The sequence below is a fragment of the Pseudomonas frigoris genome (genome assembly GCF_047758635.1).
GTDB classification, from domain to species: Bacteria; Pseudomonadota; Gammaproteobacteria; order Pseudomonadales; family Pseudomonadaceae; genus Aquipseudomonas; species Aquipseudomonas frigoris.
Map to the genome: position 1 here is coordinate 1143782 of NZ_CP180479.1, position 18602 is coordinate 1162383.

Below are 18602 nucleotides of genomic sequence, written 5' to 3' on the forward strand. Positions count from 1 at the left end.
GATTCCTTTGCCGAGGCTTAAGACGGGCGCAAGCCGCGTTCGAGCCAGAGGCGGCTGGCGAGTGTCACCAGGCCGTCGAGCAGCAAGGCCAGCAGGGCGGTGCAGGCCGCGCCGAGCAGCAGTTGCGGCTGATTATTCAGGGCGATGCCAGGGAAAATCAGGCTGCCCAGACTGTTGGCGCCAATCAGGAATGCCAGCGGTGCGGTACCGACGTTGATCGCCAGCGCCACGCGCACGCCACCGATGATGATCGGCACGGCGTTTGGCAGTTCGACCCGCCACAGCACCTGAGTCGGTGTCATGCCGATGCCGACGGCCGCTTCCTTGAGCGAACCCTGAACGTTTTTCAGGCCTTCGTAGGTGTTGCGCACGATCGGCAACAGCGAGGCGAGGAACAGGGCGAAGATCGCGGGGCCGCTGCCGATGCCGAGGATACCCAGGGCGATGGCCAGTACGGCGAGAGGCGGCACGGTGTTGCCGATGTTGAAGATCTGCATGAAGCGTTCAGCGCGGCCCACCATGGTCGGGCGGCTGAGGAAGATGCCGGCGGGAATGCCCACAATGAGGGCGGCCAGCATGGAAACAAGGACAAGAATCAAATGGGCTTGCAGGTAAAACAACAAATCGTCGCGGTAATGTTCGATCGTGTTGATGCCAATCCAGTGGACCAGCAGGGCCAGAAGGGCGACGACAACCGCACCTCCTATCAGCCCTTTGCCATAGCGAATAGCCACAGGCAGACTCCTTTTTCTTTGTCGGCGAACGCAGTCCCGTGTGGCATGCCATTCCTGGCTGCCGGGAAAAAAACGTTCGCGAGAAGCAGCTCTTCATGCTGATGAAACCGCATGAGATCGAGCCATAAGCGCAGCCTCGTCAGGCCAACTTGCTGATTTTTCAGCCCCTGGTACGAGTGCCGTAACAGGGGAGTGGACGTCTGCACCTTTTAAAAGGTTCCATAATTAACAGCAAATAGCCACCGTAGGAGCTGCCGAAGGCTGCGATCTTTTGATCTTGAACTTCGGTGGTCTTAAAAAAAACAAGATCAAAAGATCGCAACCTTCGGCAGCTCCTACAGGGCATGCGGTGTTCGGGAAGCCCTACGGACGGTGGTCCGTAGGTCACTTTTTAAGCTATACTCGCCGCCCTTTTTTGAATCACCTGCCAGGCGATTTCCCATGACCAAACAGGCCGCCGAAGTCGCGAAACGCCGCACTTTCGCCATTATTTCCCACCCCGATGCCGGTAAAACCACCATCACCGAGAAGCTCTTGCTGATGGGCAAGGCGATTGCGATTGCTGGCACGGTGAAATCTCGCAAGTCTGACCGCCATGCCACCTCCGACTGGATGGAAATGGAAAAACAACGGGGTATTTCCATTACCACGTCGGTCATGCAGTTCCCGTATCGCGACCACATGATCAACCTGCTCGATACCCCGGGCCACGAAGACTTCTCCGAAGATACCTACCGCACCCTGACGGCGGTGGACTCGGCCTTGATGGTCCTCGACGGCGGTAAGGGTGTAGAGCCACGCACTATCGCGCTGATGGACGTCTGCCGTCTGCGTGACACGCCGATCGTCAGCTTCATCAACAAACTCGACCGTGACATCCGCGACCCGATCGAACTGCTCGACGAAATCGAAGCGGTCCTGAAGATCAAGGCAGCGCCGATCACCTGGCCGATCGGTTGCTACCGCGACTTCAAGGGCGTTTATCACCTCGCCGACGACTACATCATCGTGTACACCGCGGGCCACGGCCACGAGCGCACCGATGTGAAAATCATCGAGAAGCTCGACTCCGATGAAGCTCGCGCACACTTGGGCGACGAGTACGATCGCTTCGTCGATCAGCTGGAACTGGTGCAGGGCGCCTGTCACGAATTCAATCAACAGGAATTCCTCGACGGCCAACTGACCCCGGTGTTCTTCGGTACTGCACTGGGCAACTTCGGTGTCGATCACGTGCTCGACGCCGTGGTCAACTGGGCGCCGAAACCGTTGGCCCGTGTCGCCAACGAGCGCACCGTGGAGCCGGTTGAAGAGAAGTTCGCCGGCTTTGTGTTCAAGATCCAGGCGAACATGGACCCGAAACACCGCGACCGTATCGCCTTCATGCGTATCTGCTCCGGCAAGTACGAAAAAGGCATGAAGATGCGCCACGTGCGCACCGGCAAAGACGTGCGGATCGGCGATGCGCTGACCTTCTTCTCCTCCGAGCGCGAGCAACTGGAAGAAGCGTTTGCCGGCGACATCATCGGTTTGCATAACCACGGCACCATCCAGATCGGCGACACCTTCACCGAAGGCGAAGTCCTGGGCTTCACCGGTATCCCGCACTTCGCCCCGGAACTGTTCCGTCGCGTGCGCCTGCGCGATCCGCTGAAATCCAAGCAACTGCGCCAGGGTCTGCAGCAATTGGCGGAAGAGGGCGCGACCCAAGTGTTCTTCCCGACGCGCAGCAACGACATCATCCTCGGCGCCGTCGGTGTGCTGCAGTTCGATGTGGTCGCCAGCCGTTTGAAAGAGGAATACAAGGTCGAGTGCTCTTATGAGCCGATTACGGTCTATTCCGCGCGCTGGATCGATTGCAGCGATAAGAAGAAGCTCGAAGAATTCCAGATCAAGGCTGTGGAAAACCTCGCCATCGACGGCGGTGGTCACCTGACCTACCTGGCCCCGACGCGGGTCAACCTGGCGTTAATGGAAGAGCGCTGGCCGGACGTGAAATTCCGTGCGACGCGTGAGCATCACTAAGCTCTGAGCTGAGAAACCGGAAACCCCGATGCGTGAGCCCCGGGGTTTTTTATTGCCAACGCGGTCTCATGTGGGAGCGGGCTTGCTCGCGAAGGCGGAGTGTCAGTCGACATCAATGTTGGCTGATAGACCGCCTTCGCGAGCAAGCCCGCTCCCACAGGGATCATCGCTGTTAGTTGGTTTGGAGATAACCCTTATTCAAAACCAATCTCCCTGCCAATGGCATTCCGTCCATTCGTTAGCGTCCTATCTGGAGAACCGCGCTGATCGGAACTAAATTTCATTCAGTGCCACACAGACACCCACGCTTCACTTATGCAGGATGGATTCGGCTATGAGCATTTTTCAACGCATTGTGCTGTTGCTTAAGGTTTTGGTGATGCTGTCGGTTGGCATGTCGGTTGGCATGTCGGCAGCGTGGGCGGAGTGCCCGGACCACGGTGAGCAGGCCTCGAGCGGGCAGGTGACGCACACTGCCCTGATGATCGCCAAATCCAAATCGGAGCCGGGCGATCAAGATCAGGGTGGCAGCGCGGGCGATGACGACTCGACCACCGACGAACCGGACCCCGACGAGGATGAAGGGGCTTAAATAACAGCCAAAAGAAAACCCCTTCTGACCGATTGATGCGCAATCGAAGCAGAAGGGGCTATTGAACAGGTCATGTATCCCTGTGGGAGCGGGCTTGCTCGCGAAAGCGGTATGTCTGGCACATTAATGGTGACTGACACTCCCTCTTCGCGAGCAAGTCGGATCGCCGCACCGCCGCTCCCACATTTTTATGCCGCGCTGTCGAGAAACTGCTCGGCGTAGTGGCAAGCCACCTGGCGGGTGTCGAGCAGACGCAGGGCCGGCTCTTCAGTGCTGCAACGCTCAGTGGCATACGGGCAGCGCTTGTGGAATGCGCAACCCGACGGCGGGTTCAGCGGGTTGGGCAATTCGCCGACGATCTTGATTTTTGGCTTGTTCGGGTCCGGGTGAATGGTCGGGGTGGCCGACAGCAACGCCTGGGTGTACGGGTGCAGAGGACGCTCGTAGATGTCGTTCTTCGGGCCCATTTCCACCGGGCGACCGAGGTACATCACCATCACGTCATCGGCGACGTGTTGCACCACCGCCAGGTTGTGGGAGATGAACACGTAGGCGGTGTTGAACTCTTGCTGCAAGTCCATGAACAGGTTCAGCACCTGCGCCTGAATGGACACGTCCAGCGCCGAGGTCGGTTCATCCGCTACCAGCACTTTAGGCTGCAACATCATCGCGCGGGCCAGGGCGATCCGCTGGCGCTGACCACCGGAGAACATGTGCGGATAACGCTGGTAGTGCTCAGGGCGCAAGCCCACCTGCTTCATCATCGCCTGGACTTTCTCGCGACGTTCAGCAGCCGACAGGTTGGTGTTGATCAGCAGCGGCTCGGCCAGTTGATCACCGACTTTTTGCCGTGGGTTCAACGATGCGTACGGGCTCTGGAACACCATCTGCACGTCTTTGCGCAGTTGCTTGCGCTGGGCCTTGTCAGCGCCGGTGACTTCCTGCCCGGCGATTTTCAAGGAACCGGAGGACGGTTCTTCGATCAGCGTCAGGGCGCGGGCCAGGGTGGATTTGCCGCAGCCCGATTCGCCGACGACAGCGAGGGTCTTGCCGGCTTCCAGTTCGAACGACACACCGTTAAGCGCGCGTACGGTCGCATGGCCCTTGAACAGGCCACGGGACACTTCGTAGTGACGGGTCAGGTCGCGGGCGGTAAGTACGACGGCCATTACGCCACCTCCTGATTCAGCGGGTAGAAGCAGCGGGCGAGGCTGTTGCTTTTCGGGTCAAGGGTTGGACGTTGCTGACGGCAGGTATCCTGCACGTACGGGCAACGCGGCGACAGCAGGCAACCCTGCGGACGGTCATAACGACCGGGAACGATGCCCGGCAGCGTCGCCAGGCGCGTGGCGCCCAGGCTGTGTTCCGGAATCGCCTTGAGCAGCGCTTCGCTGTACGGGTGCGCCGGAATGTCGAACAGCTGAGGCACCTGACCCACTTCGACCGCTTGGCCGGCGTACATCACGCACACGCGCTGAGCGGTTTCAGCCACGACCGCGAGGTCGTGAGTAATCAGCACCAGGCCCATGTTCTGCTCTTTCTGCAGGGCCAACAGCAGGTCCATGATCTGTGCCTGAATCGTTACGTCCAGTGCGGTGGTCGGTTCGTCGGCGATCAGCAGTTTCGGCTCACCGGCAATCGCCATGGCAATCGCAACACGCTGGCTCATACCACCGGACAGTTGATGCGGGTAAGCATCCATACGGCTGGCGGCACCCGGGATTTCAACTTTTTCCAGCAGTTCGATGGCGCGTGCGCGGGCTTGCTTGCCGGACATTTTCAGGTGCAGGCGCAGCACTTCTTCGATCTGGAAACCGACGGTGTAGCTCGGGTTCAGCGCGGTCATCGGGTCCTGGAAAACCATCGCCAGGTCTTTGCCGACAATCTGCCGACGCTGACGGTTGCTCAGTTTGAGCATGTTCTTGCCGTCGAAATTCAGGGCGTCGGCGGTGACGATCCCCGGATGTTCGATCAGGCCCATCAGCGCCATCATGGTCACGGACTTGCCGGAACCCGATTCGCCAACGATGGCCAGAACTTCGCCCTTGTCCACGGTAATGTCGAGACCGTCGACCACCGGAACGGCGTTCTTGTCGCCGAAGCGAACGTTGAGATTCTTGATTTCTAACAGTGACATTTGAATCTCCTCAGGCGGCGTTCTTGAGTTTCGGGTCCAGCGCATCGCGCAGGCCGTCGCCCATCAAGTTGATTGCCAGCACGCTGAGCAAAATGGTCAAACCAGGCAGACTTACCACCCACCAGGCGCGTTCGATGTAGTCGCGAGCCGAAGCCAGCATGGTGCCCCACTCAGGGGTTGGCGGTTGAACGCCAAGGCCGAGGAAGCCCAGTGCGGCGGCATCGAGAATCGCCGAGGAGAAACTCAGGGTGGCCTGAACGATCAGCGGCGCCATGCAGTTGGGCAGCACGGTGACGAACATCAGGCGTGGCAGATTGGCACCGGCCAGGCGCGCGGCGGTCACGTAGTCGCGGTTCAGTTCGCCCATCACCGCGGCGCGGGTCAGACGAACATAGGACGGCAACGAAACCACGGCGATGGCAATAATGGTGTTGATCAGGCCAGGGCCGAGGATGGCGACAATCGCCACCGCCAGCAGCAGGGACGGCAGGGCCAGCATGATGTCCATCAGACGCATGATGGTCGGACCGAGCAAGCGCGGGAAGAACCCGGCGAACAGACCCAAAAGGATGCCCGGAATCAGCGACATCACCACCGACGACAAGCCGATCAGCAGGGACAGGCGCGAACCGTGGATCAGTCGTGACAGCAGGTCGCGACCCAGCTCATCGGTGCCGAGCAGGAACTGGATTTGCCCACCTTCCAGCCAGGACGGCGGGGTCAGCAGGAAGTCGCGGTATTGCTCGCTCGGGTTGTGCGGTGCTACCCAAGGGGCGAATAGCGCGCAGAAAATCACTAGCAGCATGAACAGCAGGCCGGCGACGGCGCCTTTGTTCTTGGAGAACGCTTGCCAGAATTCTTTGTATGGAGACGGATACAGCAGGCTTTGATCGACTGCTACCGCTGGAATTGAAGTGGTCATGGTCATAATGATCTCAGCGCTGGTGACGAATGCGTGGGTTGGCAAAGCCGTAGAGGATGTCCACCACGAAGTTGACCAGAATCACCAGGCAGGCGATTAACAGGATGCCGTTCTGCACCACGGGATAATCCCGTGCGCCAATGGCTTCGATCAGCCATTTGCCGATGCCGGGCCAGGAGAAGATGGTTTCGGTCAGGACCGCACCGGCCAGCAATGTGCCGACTTGCAGGCCGACCACGGTCAGTACCGGAATCAGCGCGTTACGCAGGCCGTGAACGAACACCACGCGCGACGGCGACAGGCCTTTGGCGCGGGCGGTACGGATGTAGTCTTCACGCAGCACTTCGAGCATCGAAGAACGGGTCATCCGCGCGATCACTGCCAGCGGGATGGTGCCGAGCACAATGGCCGGCAGGATCAGGTGATGCAGGGCATCGAAGAACGCACCGACGTCATCGGCCAGCAGCGTGTCGATAAGCATGAAGCCAGTCCGCGGCTCGATGTCGTAGAGCAGGTCGATCCGCCCGGACACCGGGGTCCAGCCCAGGGACACCGAGAAGAACATGATCAGGATCAGGCCCCACCAGAAGATCGGCATCGAGTATCCCGCCAGGGAGATGCCCATCACCCCATGGTCGAACAGGGATCCTCGCTTGAGTGCCGCGATCACCCCGGCCAGAAGGCCCAGGACGCCGGCGAACAACAGGGCGGCCGTGGACAGTTCCAGGGTCGCGGGGAATAGAGACGTGAATTCGGTCCAGACGCTTTCACGGGTACGCAGGGATTGGCCAAGGTCGCCGTGGGCCAACTTGCCGATGTAATCCAGGTATTGGGCATACAGGGGTTTGTTCAGACCTAGGCGTTCCATTGCCTGAGCATGCATTTCGGGGTCGACTCGACGTTCGCCCATCATTACTTCCACGGGGTCGCCAGGAATCATGCGAATCAACGCGAAAGTCAGCAAGGTGATGCCGAAGAACGTGGGGATCAATAACCCCAATCGGCGGGCAATAAAACTAAACATCTTGTGGTGTACCTCATCAGCCGGTTAGGCGTGCCCGGCATTCCTGGGTCAGGAATGCCGGTAGTTTCTTATCTACTTCACCTGGGTGGTGGCGAAGTTATTAGTGGTGAGCGGGCTAATGTGATAGCCCTCTACGTTGTTGCGCATTGCGGTGAACATACGGGTGTGGGCCATGCTGATCCAAGGTTGGTCCTGGTTAAAGACTTCTTGGGCTTGCTCATAGAGCGCTGCACGTTCCGCCGGGTTTACTTTAGCCCTTGCTTCGTCGATCAGCGCCTGGAACTTTTCATTGCACCAGCGTGCGTAGTTTTCGCCGTTTTTGGCGGCCTCGCAACTGAGCATAGGCGTCAGGAAGTTATCCGGGTCGCCGTTATCGCCGGCCCATCCGGCAGACACCATGTCGTGCTCGCCGTTTTTCGCGCGTTTGAGCATTTCGCCCCATTCCATGACGCGAATATCGACCTTGATCCCGACCTTGGCCAGGTCCGCCTGCATCATCTGCGCGCCGAGCATCGGGTTCGGGTTGGTTGGACCGCCGCCGTTACGGGTGAACAGGGTGAACGTGGTGCCATCCGGCACGCCGGCTTCCTTGAGCAGGGCGCGAGCCTTGTCCAGATCACGTGGCGGATTCTTCAGGTCGTGGTTGTAGCCCAGCAAGGTGTCCGGGTACGGATTGACCGCCACGGTCGCATTGCCTTTGCCAAACAGCGCGTTGACGTATGCGGCCTTGTCGAAGGCGATATCGATAGCTTTACGTACGCGAACATCGCTCATGTACTTGTGCGAGGTGTTCATGGCGATGTACGAGACGGTCATCGCGTTCAGTTCATCGACACTCAGTTTGGCGTCTTTCTTGATGCTCGGAATGTCATCTGGCTTGGGATACAGCGCAATCTGGCATTCGTTGGCTTTCAGTTTTTGCAGGCGTACGTTGTTGTCGGTGGCGATGGCCAGAATCAACGAATCAGCCGGTGGCTTGCCACGGAAGTAATCCGGGTTGGCCTTGAAGCGGACCTGAGCATCCTTGGCATAACGCTGGAAGATGAACGGGCCGGTACCGACCGGTTTGTTATTCAGGTCGCCGGTCTTGTCGGCCTTGAGCAGTTGGTCGGCATACTCGGCGGAGTAGATCGAGGAGAAGGCCATGGCGATGTCGGCCAGGAACGGCGCTTCGCGGCGGGTCAGGGTGAAGGTGACCGTGTTGTCGTCGATCTTCTCGACACTTTTGAGCAGTTCCTTGAAGCCCATGCTTTCAAAGTACGGGAAGCCTACGCTCGACAGTTTGTGCCACGGGTGATTCGGGTCCAGCTGACGCTGGAAGCTCCAGACCACGTCGTCGGCGTTCATGTCGCGGGTCGGCTTGAAGTATTCGGTGGTGTGAAACTTGACACCTTTGCGCAGGTGGAACGTGTAGGTCAGACCGTCCTCACTGATGTCCCAGGAATCGGCCAGTGCCGGAATCACTTCAGTGGTGCCGGGCTTGAAGTCCGCCAGACGATTGAAGATGGTTTCGGCCACCGCATCGGCTGTGACTGCAGTCGTGTACTGGACCATATCGAAGCCTTCCGGACTGGCTTCGGTGCAGACCACCAGGGGTTTGGCCGAGACGCCAACAGCGACACTCAGCAACGCGGCCGCGATGGCCGCACGTAGGGGAAGCATTTTCATCAAAGAACCCTCTGCAATCGGTTAAGCGAAAAAACCGAAACGGCCGACTCGTCATGAGTCAGCCGCCGGTTGGCGTTTTTACAAAACCTTGAACGGAATGGTGGTCACGAGACGGAACTCGTTGATGTTGCCATCAGCTTGTTCTTCGCTGGCACGGTGTGTGGTGTAAGTCGCGCGAACAGTGGTGGCTTTGAATGGGCCGCTCTGCACTGCGTACGAAGTACCGATGCCGTACTCGTAATGGTGCTCGCCGTCCATCGCCTGCACGCTGGCGTAGGCGCCGCCTTTGTTGTGAGTACCGTCGATGCCCCAGCCGCGAGCCTGATAGATGTTGAACTTCAGGCCTGGCACGCCGTATTCGGCCATGTTCAAGCCGTAGGCGATCTGGAAGGACTTCTCGTTCGGTCCGTTGAAGTCCGACAGCAGGGAGTTGGCCAGGTAGATGCCGTTGGTTTCGTGCAGGTAGTCGAAGTACTCGTTACCGTTCACTTCCTGGTACGAGAAGGTCAGGCTGTGGGCCTGGTGGGTCAGGCCGAGCGACAGGGAGTACGTGTCGTTGTCGATTTCGCCCAGCAGCTTTTTGCCTTCGTCGACGGTTTTGTAGTAGTTCAGGCCGGTGGTCAGGCTCAGTACCGAACTGTCACCCAATACGTGGCTGGCGCCGAAATAGTATTGGTTCCACAAGTCTTCGGCCTGGGTGCCCCACAGGCTGGTGGTCAGGCTCGCGAACGGCTGGTAAGTGATACCAGCGGTGTTCACGTGATCGGCTTCTATGACGGTGTCGGCGTATTCGGAGCGGAATTTACGCTGGCTTTCTTCAGTCCGCGGTGAGTTGCGATCGAAGGTGCCGAGGTCGAACGACAGGTTCTCCAATTCTTCGCTGTGCAGGGTGACACCCTGGAAGCTAGAAGGCAGAGGACGGTTACCGATGACGTCTACCTGTGGGCTGCTGAAGTTTTGACGACCCGCGGTCAGGGTGGTGTTGGAGAAACGCGCCTTGACGTTGGCCAGGCCCAGTTTGCTCCACTGACCCTGGGCGTCACCGCCGTCTTTGGTCAGGGTTCGGTTGTTGCCAAGACCACGAACGCCGTTCAGTGGTGCGCCACCATTGGCGGAAGCAAGGTCTTTGCGGTCACGGTCCAGGGCGATGGCGTTGTAAGCCGCGACTTCAGTACTGAAGCCGACAGTACCCTCGGTGAAGCCCGAGTTGTACTTGATGATGGTGCCCTGGACCCAGTTGATACGACGATCCGTGTCGGTCGGTACACCATTCTTGTTGTACTTGAAATGGGCGCCACGCTTCAGTTGCTCGTTTGCATACCAGTTACGCGTGCTCCCGGTGATCGATTGGCCTTCGACAAAGCCAGTGGCTTCACTCTGAGCGCTTTTCTCTTTCACGGTAACCGGGGTGTACGCCTGGCTCTGGGTTTCTGCGTACGCCGAGGCGGTTACGCTGCTGATGGCCAAGGCCAGTAACGCGGTGCTACTCAGTTTCATGGGGTGAAGCTCCTTTCTTTCTTTTTTTAATGCCGGTCTTTTTTTGGTGATCCGGCTATTTGGTTTAGAACTCATTCAAGGCATCGCAAACGTTTGCTGTAGGTCGGATTGACGAATTACGGCAATACGCTTGCGTGAGGGCGAAATCCGCCCCCAGCGTTTCTGGCTAATCGGTTATTTTTCTATGCTGACGCCCGAGAACACGTTACGACCGAAAGGACTCACCTTGAATCCTTCGATTTTGGCGCTCAACGGCTGGTTAACCGTCGAGTGGGCGACTGGCGTAATCGGCACCTGCTGCTTGAGGTACTGTTGCGCCTGTTTGTAAAGCACGGTGCGCTGGTCGCGGTCGGTGACGACCTTGGCCTGTTTGATCAGCTTGTCGTAAGCCGGATCACACCACATGGAGTAGTTGTTGCCGCCAATGGCGTCGCAGCTATAAAGCGTGCCGAGCCAGTTGTCCGGGTCCCCGTTGTCACCGGTCCAGCCAATCAGGCTGATGTCGTGTTCGCCATTCTTGGTGCGCTTGATGTACTCGCCCCATTCGTAGCTGACGATCTTCACTTTGAGGCCGATTTTCGCCCAGTCAGCCTGGAGCATTTCGGCCATCAACTTGGCGTTGGGGTTATACGGGCGCTGGACCGGCATGGCCCAGAGGGTAATTTCTGTGCCTTCCTTCACGCCGGCAGCCTTGAGCAATTCCTTGGCTTTCTCCGGGTTGTAGGCGGCGTCTTTGATGGTCTCGTCGTAGGACCATTGGGTCGGCGGCATGGCATTGACCGCCAGTTGACCGGCCCCTTGATAGACCGCGTTGAGAATCCCTTGCTTGTTCACCGCCATGTCCAGCGCCTGGCGCACTTCGAGCTGGTCGAAAGGCTTGTGGCGCACGTTGTAGGCGATGTAACCGAGGTTGAAACCGGGCTTCTCGATGAGCTTGAGCGTCGGGTCGTTCTTCAGTGCGGTCACGTCGGCAGGCCGCGGGTGCAAGGTGATCTGGCACTCGTTGGCCTTGAGCTTCTGCACGCGCACCGAGGCATCGGTGTTGATGGCGAAAATCAGGTTCTCAAGCTTGACCCGGCTCGGGTCCCAGTACTGCTTGTTGCCGGTGTAACGGATGTTGGAATCTTTCTGGTAGCTCTTGAACACGAACGGCCCGGTGCCGATCGGCTTCTGATTAATATCGCTTGGTTTGCCGACCGCCAGCAGTTTGTCGGCGTATTCGGCGGACAGGATGGCGGCGAAGCTCATGGCGATGTTCTGGATGAACGCGGCGTCCACGCTGTTGAGCGTCATGACCACGGTCAAAGGCCCGGTCTTCTCGACCTTGGCGATGTTCTTGTTCAGGCTCATCCCGTTGAAATACGGGAACTCGGTCGGATAAGCCTTACGGAAAGGTTGCTGCGGATCGAGCATGCGATTGAACGTGAACAACACGTCATCGGCGTTGAAATCACGGGTGGGCGTGAAGTATTTGGTTGTGTGAAATTTCACCCCTTCGCGCAGGTGAAAAGTGTACTTGAGGCCGTCCTCGGAAATATCCCAGCGAGTGGCCAGGCCTGGTACGACGTTGGTGGCGCCTTTTTCGAACTCTGCCAGTCGGTTGTACAACGGCTCGGCGGCGTCATTGTCGGTCGCGGTCGTGTACTGCGCGGTGTCGAAGCCAGCAGGGCTGCCTTCGGAGCAGAACACCAGGCTGTTATTGGCGGCCTGGCTGATGGAAGTGGCGGCCAACAGGCCGGTGCCCAGCAATGCGGATAAAACCAAGGTATGGCGCATGACGCTCCCTTTTCTCTTTCTCTAAGTGTTTTCAATGAACTGCCGTCCCGTCCGGGGACGTGGAGGCATCACTGATCACAAGCCATGACAGGCAGCAATAACCGAGAGCCCACGCAGGAACTGGTCAGATCCCGACGGTATGAGCCGCGGACCTGGCAGTAAATGCGTAGAGTCCTAAAGACTCGTAGGAAATGGCAACGCGTCCGACGCCGCTGCTGTAATACTCAGCGGAATTGGATGTAGGTGGTTTCCTACTTTCTCGGCAGATAAAACAACGGCGACGTCAAAAACGTCGCCGCTGCAAAACCTTATTTGCTGACGCTGACGCCGTAGAAGGAGTTCAAGCCAAACGGGCTGATCTTGAAGTCCTGCACGTTGTCGCGCATGGGTTGGAACACCGTCGAGTGAGCGATAGGTGTCATTGGAACGGCATCTTTGAGGACGTGTTGCGCCTGTTTGTACAGTTCGGTGCGCTTGGACTGATCGGTCGTGTGCTTGGCTTCTTTCACGATGCCGTCAAACTTCTTGTCGCACCACTTGGAGAAGTTGTTGCCTTCCAGAGAATCGCAGCCGAACAGCACGTTCAGCCAGTTGTCCGGGTCACCGTTGTCGCCGCTCCAGCCAATCAGCATCGCGCCGTTTTCACCGCCTTTGGAGCGCTTGATGTACTCGCCCCACTCGTAGGTCACGATCTTGGCCTTGATACCAACCTTGGCCCAGTCGGACTGCAGCATTTCAGCCATCAGCTTGGCGTTCGGGTTGTACGGACGCTGCACCGGCATCGCCCACAGGTTGATCTCGGTGCCTTCCTTAACGCCGGCTTCCTTGAGCAGCTCCTTGGCTTTCTCAGGGTTGTACGGCGCATCTTTGATGGTGGTGTCGTAAGACCACTGGGTTGGCGGCATGGCGTTGACCGCCAGTTGACCTGCACCCTGGTAAACCGAGTCGATGATCTGCTGCTTGTTGACGGCCATGTCCAGTGCCTGACGCACTTTCAGTTGAGCCATCGGGTTCGGCTGATCGCTGCCCTTGATCTTGTCCATCACGTTGTAGGCGATGTAACCCAAGTTGAAACCAGCCTGGTTAGGCACTTTCAGAGTCTTGTCTTCTTGCAGCGCCTTCAGGTCGGCTGGACGTGGGAACAGAGTGATCTGGCACTCGTTCTTCTTCAGCTTCTGGATGCGTACCGACGGGTCGGTGGTGATGGCGAAGATCAGGTTGTCGATCTTGACGTCGTCAGGCTTCCAGTAGTCCTTGTTCCCGGTGTAACGGATGTTGGAGTCTTTCTGGTAGCTCTTGAACACGAACGGGCCAGTGCCGACCGGCTTCTGGTTGATGTCGGCGGCTTTGCCTTCTTTCAGCAGCTGGGCGGCGTACTCGGCGGACTGGACGGAAGCGAAACTCATGGCCATGTTCTGGATGAACGCGGCGTCGACGTCTTTCAGGGTGAACTTGACAGTTTTGTCGTCGACTTTATCGATCTTGGTGATGTTGGTATCCATCCCCATGTCGGTGAAGTACGGGAATTCGGTTGGGTACGCCTTACGGAACGGATCATCCTTGTTAATCATGCGATTAAAGGTGAACAGCACGTCGTCGGCGTTGAACTCACGAGTCGGCTTGAAGTACGGGGTGGTGTGGAACTTGACGCCTTCACGCAGGTGGAAGGTGTACGTCAGGCCGTCCGGGGAAATGTCCCACTTGGTCGTCAGACCAGGAATGACAGCGGTGCCGCCACGTTCGAACTGAGTCAAACGGTTGAACATGGTTTCTGCAGAGGCGTCGAAGTCGGTTCCGGTGGTGTACTGACCAGGATCAAAACCGGCCGGGCTCCCTTCGGAGCAAAACACCAGGTTAGTCGCCGCTTGGGCGAAAGGTGCGCTAGCTAACAAACTTGCGCCGACTAAAAACGGAATGACCGCGTGTTTAAGCATGGTGGCCTCATGATTTGTTGTCATTTTTGGAATTAGAGGACGACCTCGTGAGTCGTGCCTACGGATACTTATGCAGGGGCCATACCCATTGCAAGATCCGGAGCGGCCACAAGTCTTAAACAGTGGCACGAACGTACCTTAATGTCGCATATGTATAAATTCAGGAGCATTTGACCGTTTGCGCAGGTTTTTTCCAGTGCAAATCGCGCACCTACAGAGGGCGGCCGGGGCGCCTGGCGCACCCGGTTGGAGCGAGGTGTTACTTATTTATACCCACACCATAGAAGGGTGTGAGGCCGAACGGGCTGATCTTGAAGTCGGTCACTTCCTTGCGCAGCGGCTGGAACACCGTCGAGTTCGCAATCGGTGTGATAGGTACTTGTTGTTTAAGGATTTGTTGTGCCTGTTGGTACAAATTGACCCGATGCTGTTTGTCAGTGGACACTTTGGCTTGCTGAATCAATTTGTCGTACGCCGGGTCGCACCACTTGGCGTAGTTGCTACCTTTCACCGCGGCGCAGCTGTAAAGCACGCCGAGCCAGTTGTCCGGGTCGCCGTTGTCGCCCGTCCAGCCATCTATGGTCGTCGATTTTGTCTACGCTCTTGATCGTTTTGTTCAGGTCCATGTCGGCGGCAGGTAAGTGAGCACAAATCCCTCGTTAGATATAGGCGAGGGATGCATGCTCGTAAGGCAGGAGCTTGAAATCCCACATGGAAGATTTGGAATGACTCGAGTTGTTGAAATCCTGATGTACACCTTGAAACCGGGATCAGGACTGGATTTCCATCGAATAATGCAGGAAGTAAGCGTTCCGCTTCATTTAAAGGCGGGTGTGGATGTCGTTTCTTATGGCGGCTCTTTGCATGACGATGATAGCTATCATTTGATTCGCTCCTATGAGAGCGAGAGCCATCGCCAAGCTTCTCAAGATCTTTTTTACTCAAGTACTGAGTGGAAGCAAGGTCCGAGAGCAGGCATCATCAGCCGAATTGAAGTCAGTACAAAGACAGTTATGGCGCTCACTCAAGATGCGATTGATACCATCAGAGCTTCCCGTAAATCTAACCAGGGCTGATGCTCAATCAGCGTAGCCATTCACTAACAATCACGGGGTAGTCGGTGAACCGTGTGCTGGACACCATCGATCCGGTATAGACCGCGTTAGCGTTCATCGTCGCAACGCCGCCCGAAGCAGGCTCGCCCCCACAGGGATCGAGTGTGTACATGGATTGTGTGCACGATACAGATCAAATGTGGGAGCGAGCCTGCTCGCGATGACGGCGGATCAATCACCACAAAGTCATCAGACCCACCCCAGCTTCCGCCAGGCAATAAAAAACGGCGATCACTTCGGTGATCGCCGTTTCTGTGTCCGTGTTATCGAATCACTGCATCAACACTTCAATCGCTCCTTCCGCCGTCATGCTGACCTGGCTGGTGCCGGCTTCAACTTCCGGGGTCACTGGTGCGGAGTCCATGGCGGCGGCTTTCATCATCATCGGCCCACGCATGTACGGCTGTGGATAACCGTTGCTGTTCAAGTTCAGGTTAACGATCTTATAACCCTTGCCACCCAACGCGTCGGTCGCCAATTGAGCACGGGCCTTGAAGGCTGTCACGGCTTCTTTAAGCAGCGCATCTTCGCTGGCCTTGCGGGTTGGTGTGGCGATGGCGAAGTCCATGCCGCCCATTTTCAGGTCGGTGAGCAGTTCGCCGGTCAACTTCGACAGTGCCGCGAAGTCGGAGCTTTCCAGGCGCAGTTCGGCGCGTTCGCGCCAGCCGGTGATTTTCTGGCCCTTGGTGTCGTAGATCGGGTAGCTGTTGCGGCTGCCCTGGCGCAGGGTGATGTCTTTGACCTGTTTGGCCTGGGCCAGCGCTTTGTTCATGGTGGTGCTGACGTCGGCGGCGAGTTTGGCCGGGTCGCTGTTTTGTTCTTCGGTGTAGAGGGTCACGATCATCAGGTCGCGGGCCACTTCCTGACAGACTTCGGCGCGCAGGGCGATCTGGTTGTAATGAAGTTCGTCGGCGGCCAGGGCCGGGAGGCTGGCGACGGTACCAACGCTAAGGGCAAGAAGGGCGGCGCTGCGGCGGAAACTGTGCATGAAAACTCCTTGGACGATGCGCAGGGGTTAGGGTCCGAGCCTGCGTGAAACCATCAGACTCTAGCTTTTATGATCCGGTTCGCACAGTTACAACTTCTATACAGATCGACGCGATCCTGTGTAGCAGCTGCCGAAGGCTGCGTCCGGCTGCGTAGCAGTCGTAAAATCCGACGCTTCGTTCCTTCAGGAAAACCACGGATACCGGATCTGCGACTGCTTCGCAGCCGAACGCAGCCTTCGGCAGCTGCTACAAGGGATGTGTGTCGGCCAATAGGCTGTGGCCGTTTGCCGCACTTTTGCCTGCCAGCCCCCGTGCTTGGTTATACTCCGTGCGATCCGCCTGGAGCGCTCATCAGGAGAGCTCATGCTCGCCCCCGTTCAAATCACTTCCGCAACTCGCCAGAATCTCTGGCGGCTGACGTTCATCCGTACATTGGTGTTGGCCGCTCAGGCCGGTTCCGTGGGCCTGGCCTACTGGCTCAACTTGCTGCCGCTGCCTTGGTTCCAACTGGCCGCGACCCTGGGTTGCTCGATGTTGCTGTGCGCGTTCACGGCGATTCGCTTGCGCACCTCATGGCCGGTTACCGAACTCGAATACGCCGTGCAACTGGCTTGCGACCTGTTTATCCACAGTGCCTTGCTGTATTTCTCCGGCGGCTCGACCAACCCTTTCGTCTCTTATTACCTGGTGCCGCTGACCATCGCCGCCGTGACCTTGCCGTGGCGTTATTCGGTGATTCTGTCCGGTATCGCGTTGACGATGTACACCCTGCTGCTGGCCCGCTTCTATCCGCTGCAAACCTTCCCGATCGCTCGGGAAAACCTGCAGGTTTACGGGATGTGGCTGAGTTTCGCCCTGGCCGCGGCGGTCATCACCTTCTTCGCCGCACGCATGGCCGAAGAGCTGCGCCGTCAGGAAGAACTGCGCGCCATCCGTCGCGAAGAGGGCCTGCGTGATCAGCAACTGCTGGCCGTCGCCACCCAGGCCGCCGGTGCGGCCCATGAACTGGGCACGCCACTGGCGACCATGAGCGTGTTGCTCAAGGAAATGCGTCAGGACCATCACGACCCGATGTTGCAGGACGACCTGAGCGTGCTGCAGGATCAGGTCAAACTCTGCAAGGAAACCTTGCAGCAACTGGTGCGCGCCGCCGAGGCCAATCGCCGCTTGGCCGTGGAGATGCAGGACGTCACTGATTGGCTCGACGAAGCGCTGAACCGCTGGCACCTGATGCGCCCGGAAGCCAGTTATCGCTTCCAGCGACTGGGCCAAGGCACCGTGCCGCGCATGGCGCCGCCACCGGACCTGACCCAGGCGCTGCTGAATTTGCTCAACAACGCCGCCGACGCTTGCCCCGAAGGGCTGCAAGTGACGCTGGACTGGAATGCCGAGGATTTGACCATCAGCATTCGCGACCACGGCGCCGGTGTGCCGCTGGCCATCGCCGAGCAGATCGGCAAGCCGTTTTTTACCACCAAGGGCAAAGGTTTCGGCCTGGGCCTGTTTTTGAGCAAGGCCAGCGTGACACGCGCCGGCGGCTCAGTGAAACTCTACAGTCATGAGGAAGGCGGCACGCTCACCGAGCTGCGCCTGCCCCGTGTCGCCCGAGGAGACGAACATGAGTGACGAGATCCAAGTCGAAGGCGAAGGCGAAGAACTGCCGCATTTGCTGCTGGTCGACGACGACGCAACGTTTACCCGGGTGATGGCCCGTGCCATGGCCCGCCGCGGCTTTCGCGTCAGCACCGCCGGTTCCGCCGAAGAAGGCCTGACCATCGCTCAGGCTGACCTGCCAGACTACGCCGCGCTGGACCTGAAAATGGACGGCGATTCCGGCCTGGTGCTGTTGCCCAAGCTGCTTGAGCTGGATCCGGAAATGCGCGTGGTAATCCTCACCGGTTATTCGAGCATCGCCACCGCCGTCGAGGCGATCAAGCGCGGCGCCTGCAATTACCTGTGCAAACCGGCGGACGCCGATGACGTGTTGGCCGCGCTGCTCTCCGAGCACGCCGACCTCGACACGCTGGTGCCGGAAAACCCGATGTCGGTGGATCGCCTGCAGTGGGAGCACATCCAGCGCGTGCTGACCGAACACGAAGGCAACATCTCCGCCACTGCCCGCGCCCTGGGCATGCACCGCCGCACGCTGCAGCGCAAACTGCAGAAGCGTCCCGTTCGTCGCTGAACCT

General features: G+C 58.3%; 15 protein-coding genes and 1 pseudogene. 5 read left to right on the top strand and 11 right to left on the bottom strand.

Translation table 11 applies throughout. The features are described from left to right. Positions 1 to 17 precede the first annotated feature (17 nt). Positions 18 to 734 (bottom strand): ABC transporter permease, encoded by a 717-nt coding sequence (locus ACMXYH_RS05115; protein ID WP_129438555.1) that lies wholly within the window; start codon positions 732 to 734, stop codon positions 18 to 20. 441 nt (positions 735 to 1175) lie between these two features. On the opposite strand from ACMXYH_RS05115, the gene ACMXYH_RS05120 reads away from it, so the two are divergent. Further along, on the top strand, positions 1176 to 2759 hold the full coding sequence (locus tag ACMXYH_RS05120) for a peptide chain release factor 3 (RefSeq protein ID WP_131062973.1): 1584 nt from the start codon (positions 1176 to 1178) through the stop codon (positions 2757 to 2759). 334 nt (positions 2760 to 3093) lie between these two features. After that, complete coding sequence (locus ACMXYH_RS05125; protein WP_415766500.1) at positions 3094 to 3351, top strand: hypothetical protein; 258 nt, start codon at positions 3094 to 3096, stop codon at positions 3349 to 3351. A gap of 188 nt (positions 3352 to 3539) precedes the next feature. Here ACMXYH_RS05125 and ACMXYH_RS05130 read toward each other — a convergent pair whose 3' ends face one another. From ACMXYH_RS05130 to ACMXYH_RS05170, 9 genes and pseudogenes are all read right to left on the bottom strand, one after another. Beyond that, a complete protein-coding gene (locus tag ACMXYH_RS05130; protein ID WP_415766501.1) occupies positions 3540 to 4520 on the bottom strand; it encodes a peptide ABC transporter ATP-binding protein in 981 nt (326 codons plus the stop codon). Then, positions 4520 to 5488, bottom strand: coding sequence for an ABC transporter ATP-binding protein (locus ACMXYH_RS05135; RefSeq protein WP_129438545.1), 969 nt, complete (start codon positions 5486 to 5488; stop codon positions 4520 to 4522). Before ACMXYH_RS05135 ends, ACMXYH_RS05130 begins: the two co-directional genes overlap by 1 nt. A gap of 10 nt (positions 5489 to 5498) precedes the next feature. Further along, on the bottom strand, positions 5499 to 6410 hold the full coding sequence (locus tag ACMXYH_RS05140; RefSeq protein WP_046046053.1) for an ABC transporter permease subunit: 912 nt from the start codon (positions 6408 to 6410) through the stop codon (positions 5499 to 5501). Positions 6411 to 6423: 13 nt separating this feature from the next. Beyond that, positions 6424 to 7434: an ABC transporter permease subunit gene (locus tag ACMXYH_RS05145; RefSeq protein ID WP_415766502.1), complete on the bottom strand. Its 1011-nt coding sequence runs from the start codon at positions 7432 to 7434 to the stop codon at positions 6424 to 6426. A gap of 72 nt (positions 7435 to 7506) precedes the next feature. Then, entirely contained in the window at positions 7507 to 9102 is a 1596-nt protein-coding gene (locus tag ACMXYH_RS05150) for an ABC transporter substrate-binding protein (RefSeq protein WP_415766503.1), read from the bottom strand. A gap of 78 nt (positions 9103 to 9180) precedes the next feature. Continuing rightward, on the bottom strand, positions 9181 to 10599 hold the full coding sequence (locus tag ACMXYH_RS05155; RefSeq protein WP_415766504.1) for an OprD family porin: 1419 nt from the start codon (positions 10597 to 10599) through the stop codon (positions 9181 to 9183). Positions 10600 to 10773: 174 nt separating this feature from the next. Further along, positions 10774 to 12375: an ABC transporter substrate-binding protein gene (locus ACMXYH_RS05160; protein WP_129438537.1), complete on the bottom strand. Its 1602-nt coding sequence runs from the start codon at positions 12373 to 12375 to the stop codon at positions 10774 to 10776. 308 nt (positions 12376 to 12683) lie between these two features. Then, on the bottom strand, positions 12684 to 14309 hold the full coding sequence (locus ACMXYH_RS05165; protein ID WP_415766505.1) for an ABC transporter substrate-binding protein: 1626 nt from the start codon (positions 14307 to 14309) through the stop codon (positions 12684 to 12686). A 259-nt stretch (positions 14310 to 14568) separates the two neighbouring features. Continuing rightward, positions 14569 to 14889, bottom strand: a pseudogene (locus tag ACMXYH_RS05170) (ABC transporter substrate-binding protein); the annotation flags it as partial. Positions 14890 to 15034: 145 nt separating this feature from the next. Between ACMXYH_RS05170 and ACMXYH_RS05175 the strand changes: the two are divergent. Next, complete coding sequence (locus tag ACMXYH_RS05175; RefSeq protein WP_129438533.1) at positions 15035 to 15385, top strand: NIPSNAP family protein; 351 nt, start codon at positions 15035 to 15037, stop codon at positions 15383 to 15385. 310 nt (positions 15386 to 15695) lie between these two features. Here ACMXYH_RS05175 and ACMXYH_RS05180 read toward each other — a convergent pair whose 3' ends face one another. Next, positions 15696 to 16412 (bottom strand): SIMPL domain-containing protein, encoded by a 717-nt coding sequence (locus ACMXYH_RS05180; RefSeq protein ID WP_415766506.1) that lies wholly within the window; start codon positions 16410 to 16412, stop codon positions 15696 to 15698. Positions 16413 to 16776: 364 nt separating this feature from the next. Between ACMXYH_RS05180 and ACMXYH_RS05185 the strand changes: the two genes are divergently transcribed. After that, positions 16777 to 18039, top strand: a complete 1263-nt coding sequence (locus ACMXYH_RS05185) for an ATP-binding protein (protein ID WP_046045825.1) — start codon at positions 16777 to 16779, stop codon at positions 18037 to 18039. Continuing rightward, positions 18032 to 18598: a response regulator transcription factor gene (locus tag ACMXYH_RS05190; protein ID WP_008148925.1), complete on the top strand. Its 567-nt coding sequence runs from the start codon at positions 18032 to 18034 to the stop codon at positions 18596 to 18598. The genes ACMXYH_RS05185 and ACMXYH_RS05190 overlap by 8 nt, the downstream gene beginning before the upstream one ends. Positions 18599 to 18602 lie beyond the last annotated feature (4 nt).

Coding starts and splice junctions, on each gene's coding strand:
- ACMXYH_RS05135 (WP_129438545.1), bottom strand. CDS start 5,488: ATGTCACTGTTAGAAATCAAGAATCTCAACGTTCGCTTCGGCGACAAG.
- ACMXYH_RS05165 (WP_415766505.1), bottom strand. CDS start 14,309: ATGCTTAAACACGCGGTCATTCCGTTTTTAGTCGGCGCAAGTTTGTTA.
- ACMXYH_RS05140 (WP_046046053.1), bottom strand. CDS start 6,410: ATGACCACTTCAATTCCAGCGGTAGCAGTCGATCAAAGCCTGCTGTAT.
- ACMXYH_RS05150 (WP_415766503.1), bottom strand. CDS start 9,102: ATGAAAATGCTTCCCCTACGTGCGGCCATCGCGGCCGCGTTGCTGAGT.
- ACMXYH_RS05180 (WP_415766506.1), bottom strand. CDS start 16,412: ATGCACAGTTTCCGCCGCAGCGCCGCCCTTCTTGCCCTTAGCGTTGGT.
- ACMXYH_RS05175 (WP_129438533.1), top strand. CDS start 15,035: ATGACTCGAGTTGTTGAAATCCTGATGTACACCTTGAAACCGGGATCA.
- ACMXYH_RS05130 (WP_415766501.1), bottom strand. CDS start 4,520: ATGGCCGTCGTACTTACCGCCCGCGACCTGACCCGTCACTACGAAGTG.
- ACMXYH_RS05190 (WP_008148925.1), top strand. CDS start 18,032: ATGAGTGACGAGATCCAAGTCGAAGGCGAAGGCGAAGAACTGCCGCAT.
- ACMXYH_RS05120 (WP_131062973.1), top strand. CDS start 1,176: ATGACCAAACAGGCCGCCGAAGTCGCGAAACGCCGCACTTTCGCCATT.
- ACMXYH_RS05145 (WP_415766502.1), bottom strand. CDS start 7,434: ATGTTTAGTTTTATTGCCCGCCGATTGGGGTTATTGATCCCCACGTTC.
- ACMXYH_RS05185 (WP_046045825.1), top strand. CDS start 16,777: ATGCTCGCCCCCGTTCAAATCACTTCCGCAACTCGCCAGAATCTCTGG.
- ACMXYH_RS05160 (WP_129438537.1), bottom strand. CDS start 12,375: ATGCGCCATACCTTGGTTTTATCCGCATTGCTGGGCACCGGCCTGTTG.
- ACMXYH_RS05125 (WP_415766500.1), top strand. CDS start 3,094: ATGAGCATTTTTCAACGCATTGTGCTGTTGCTTAAGGTTTTGGTGATG.
- ACMXYH_RS05155 (WP_415766504.1), bottom strand. CDS start 10,599: ATGAAACTGAGTAGCACCGCGTTACTGGCCTTGGCCATCAGCAGCGTA.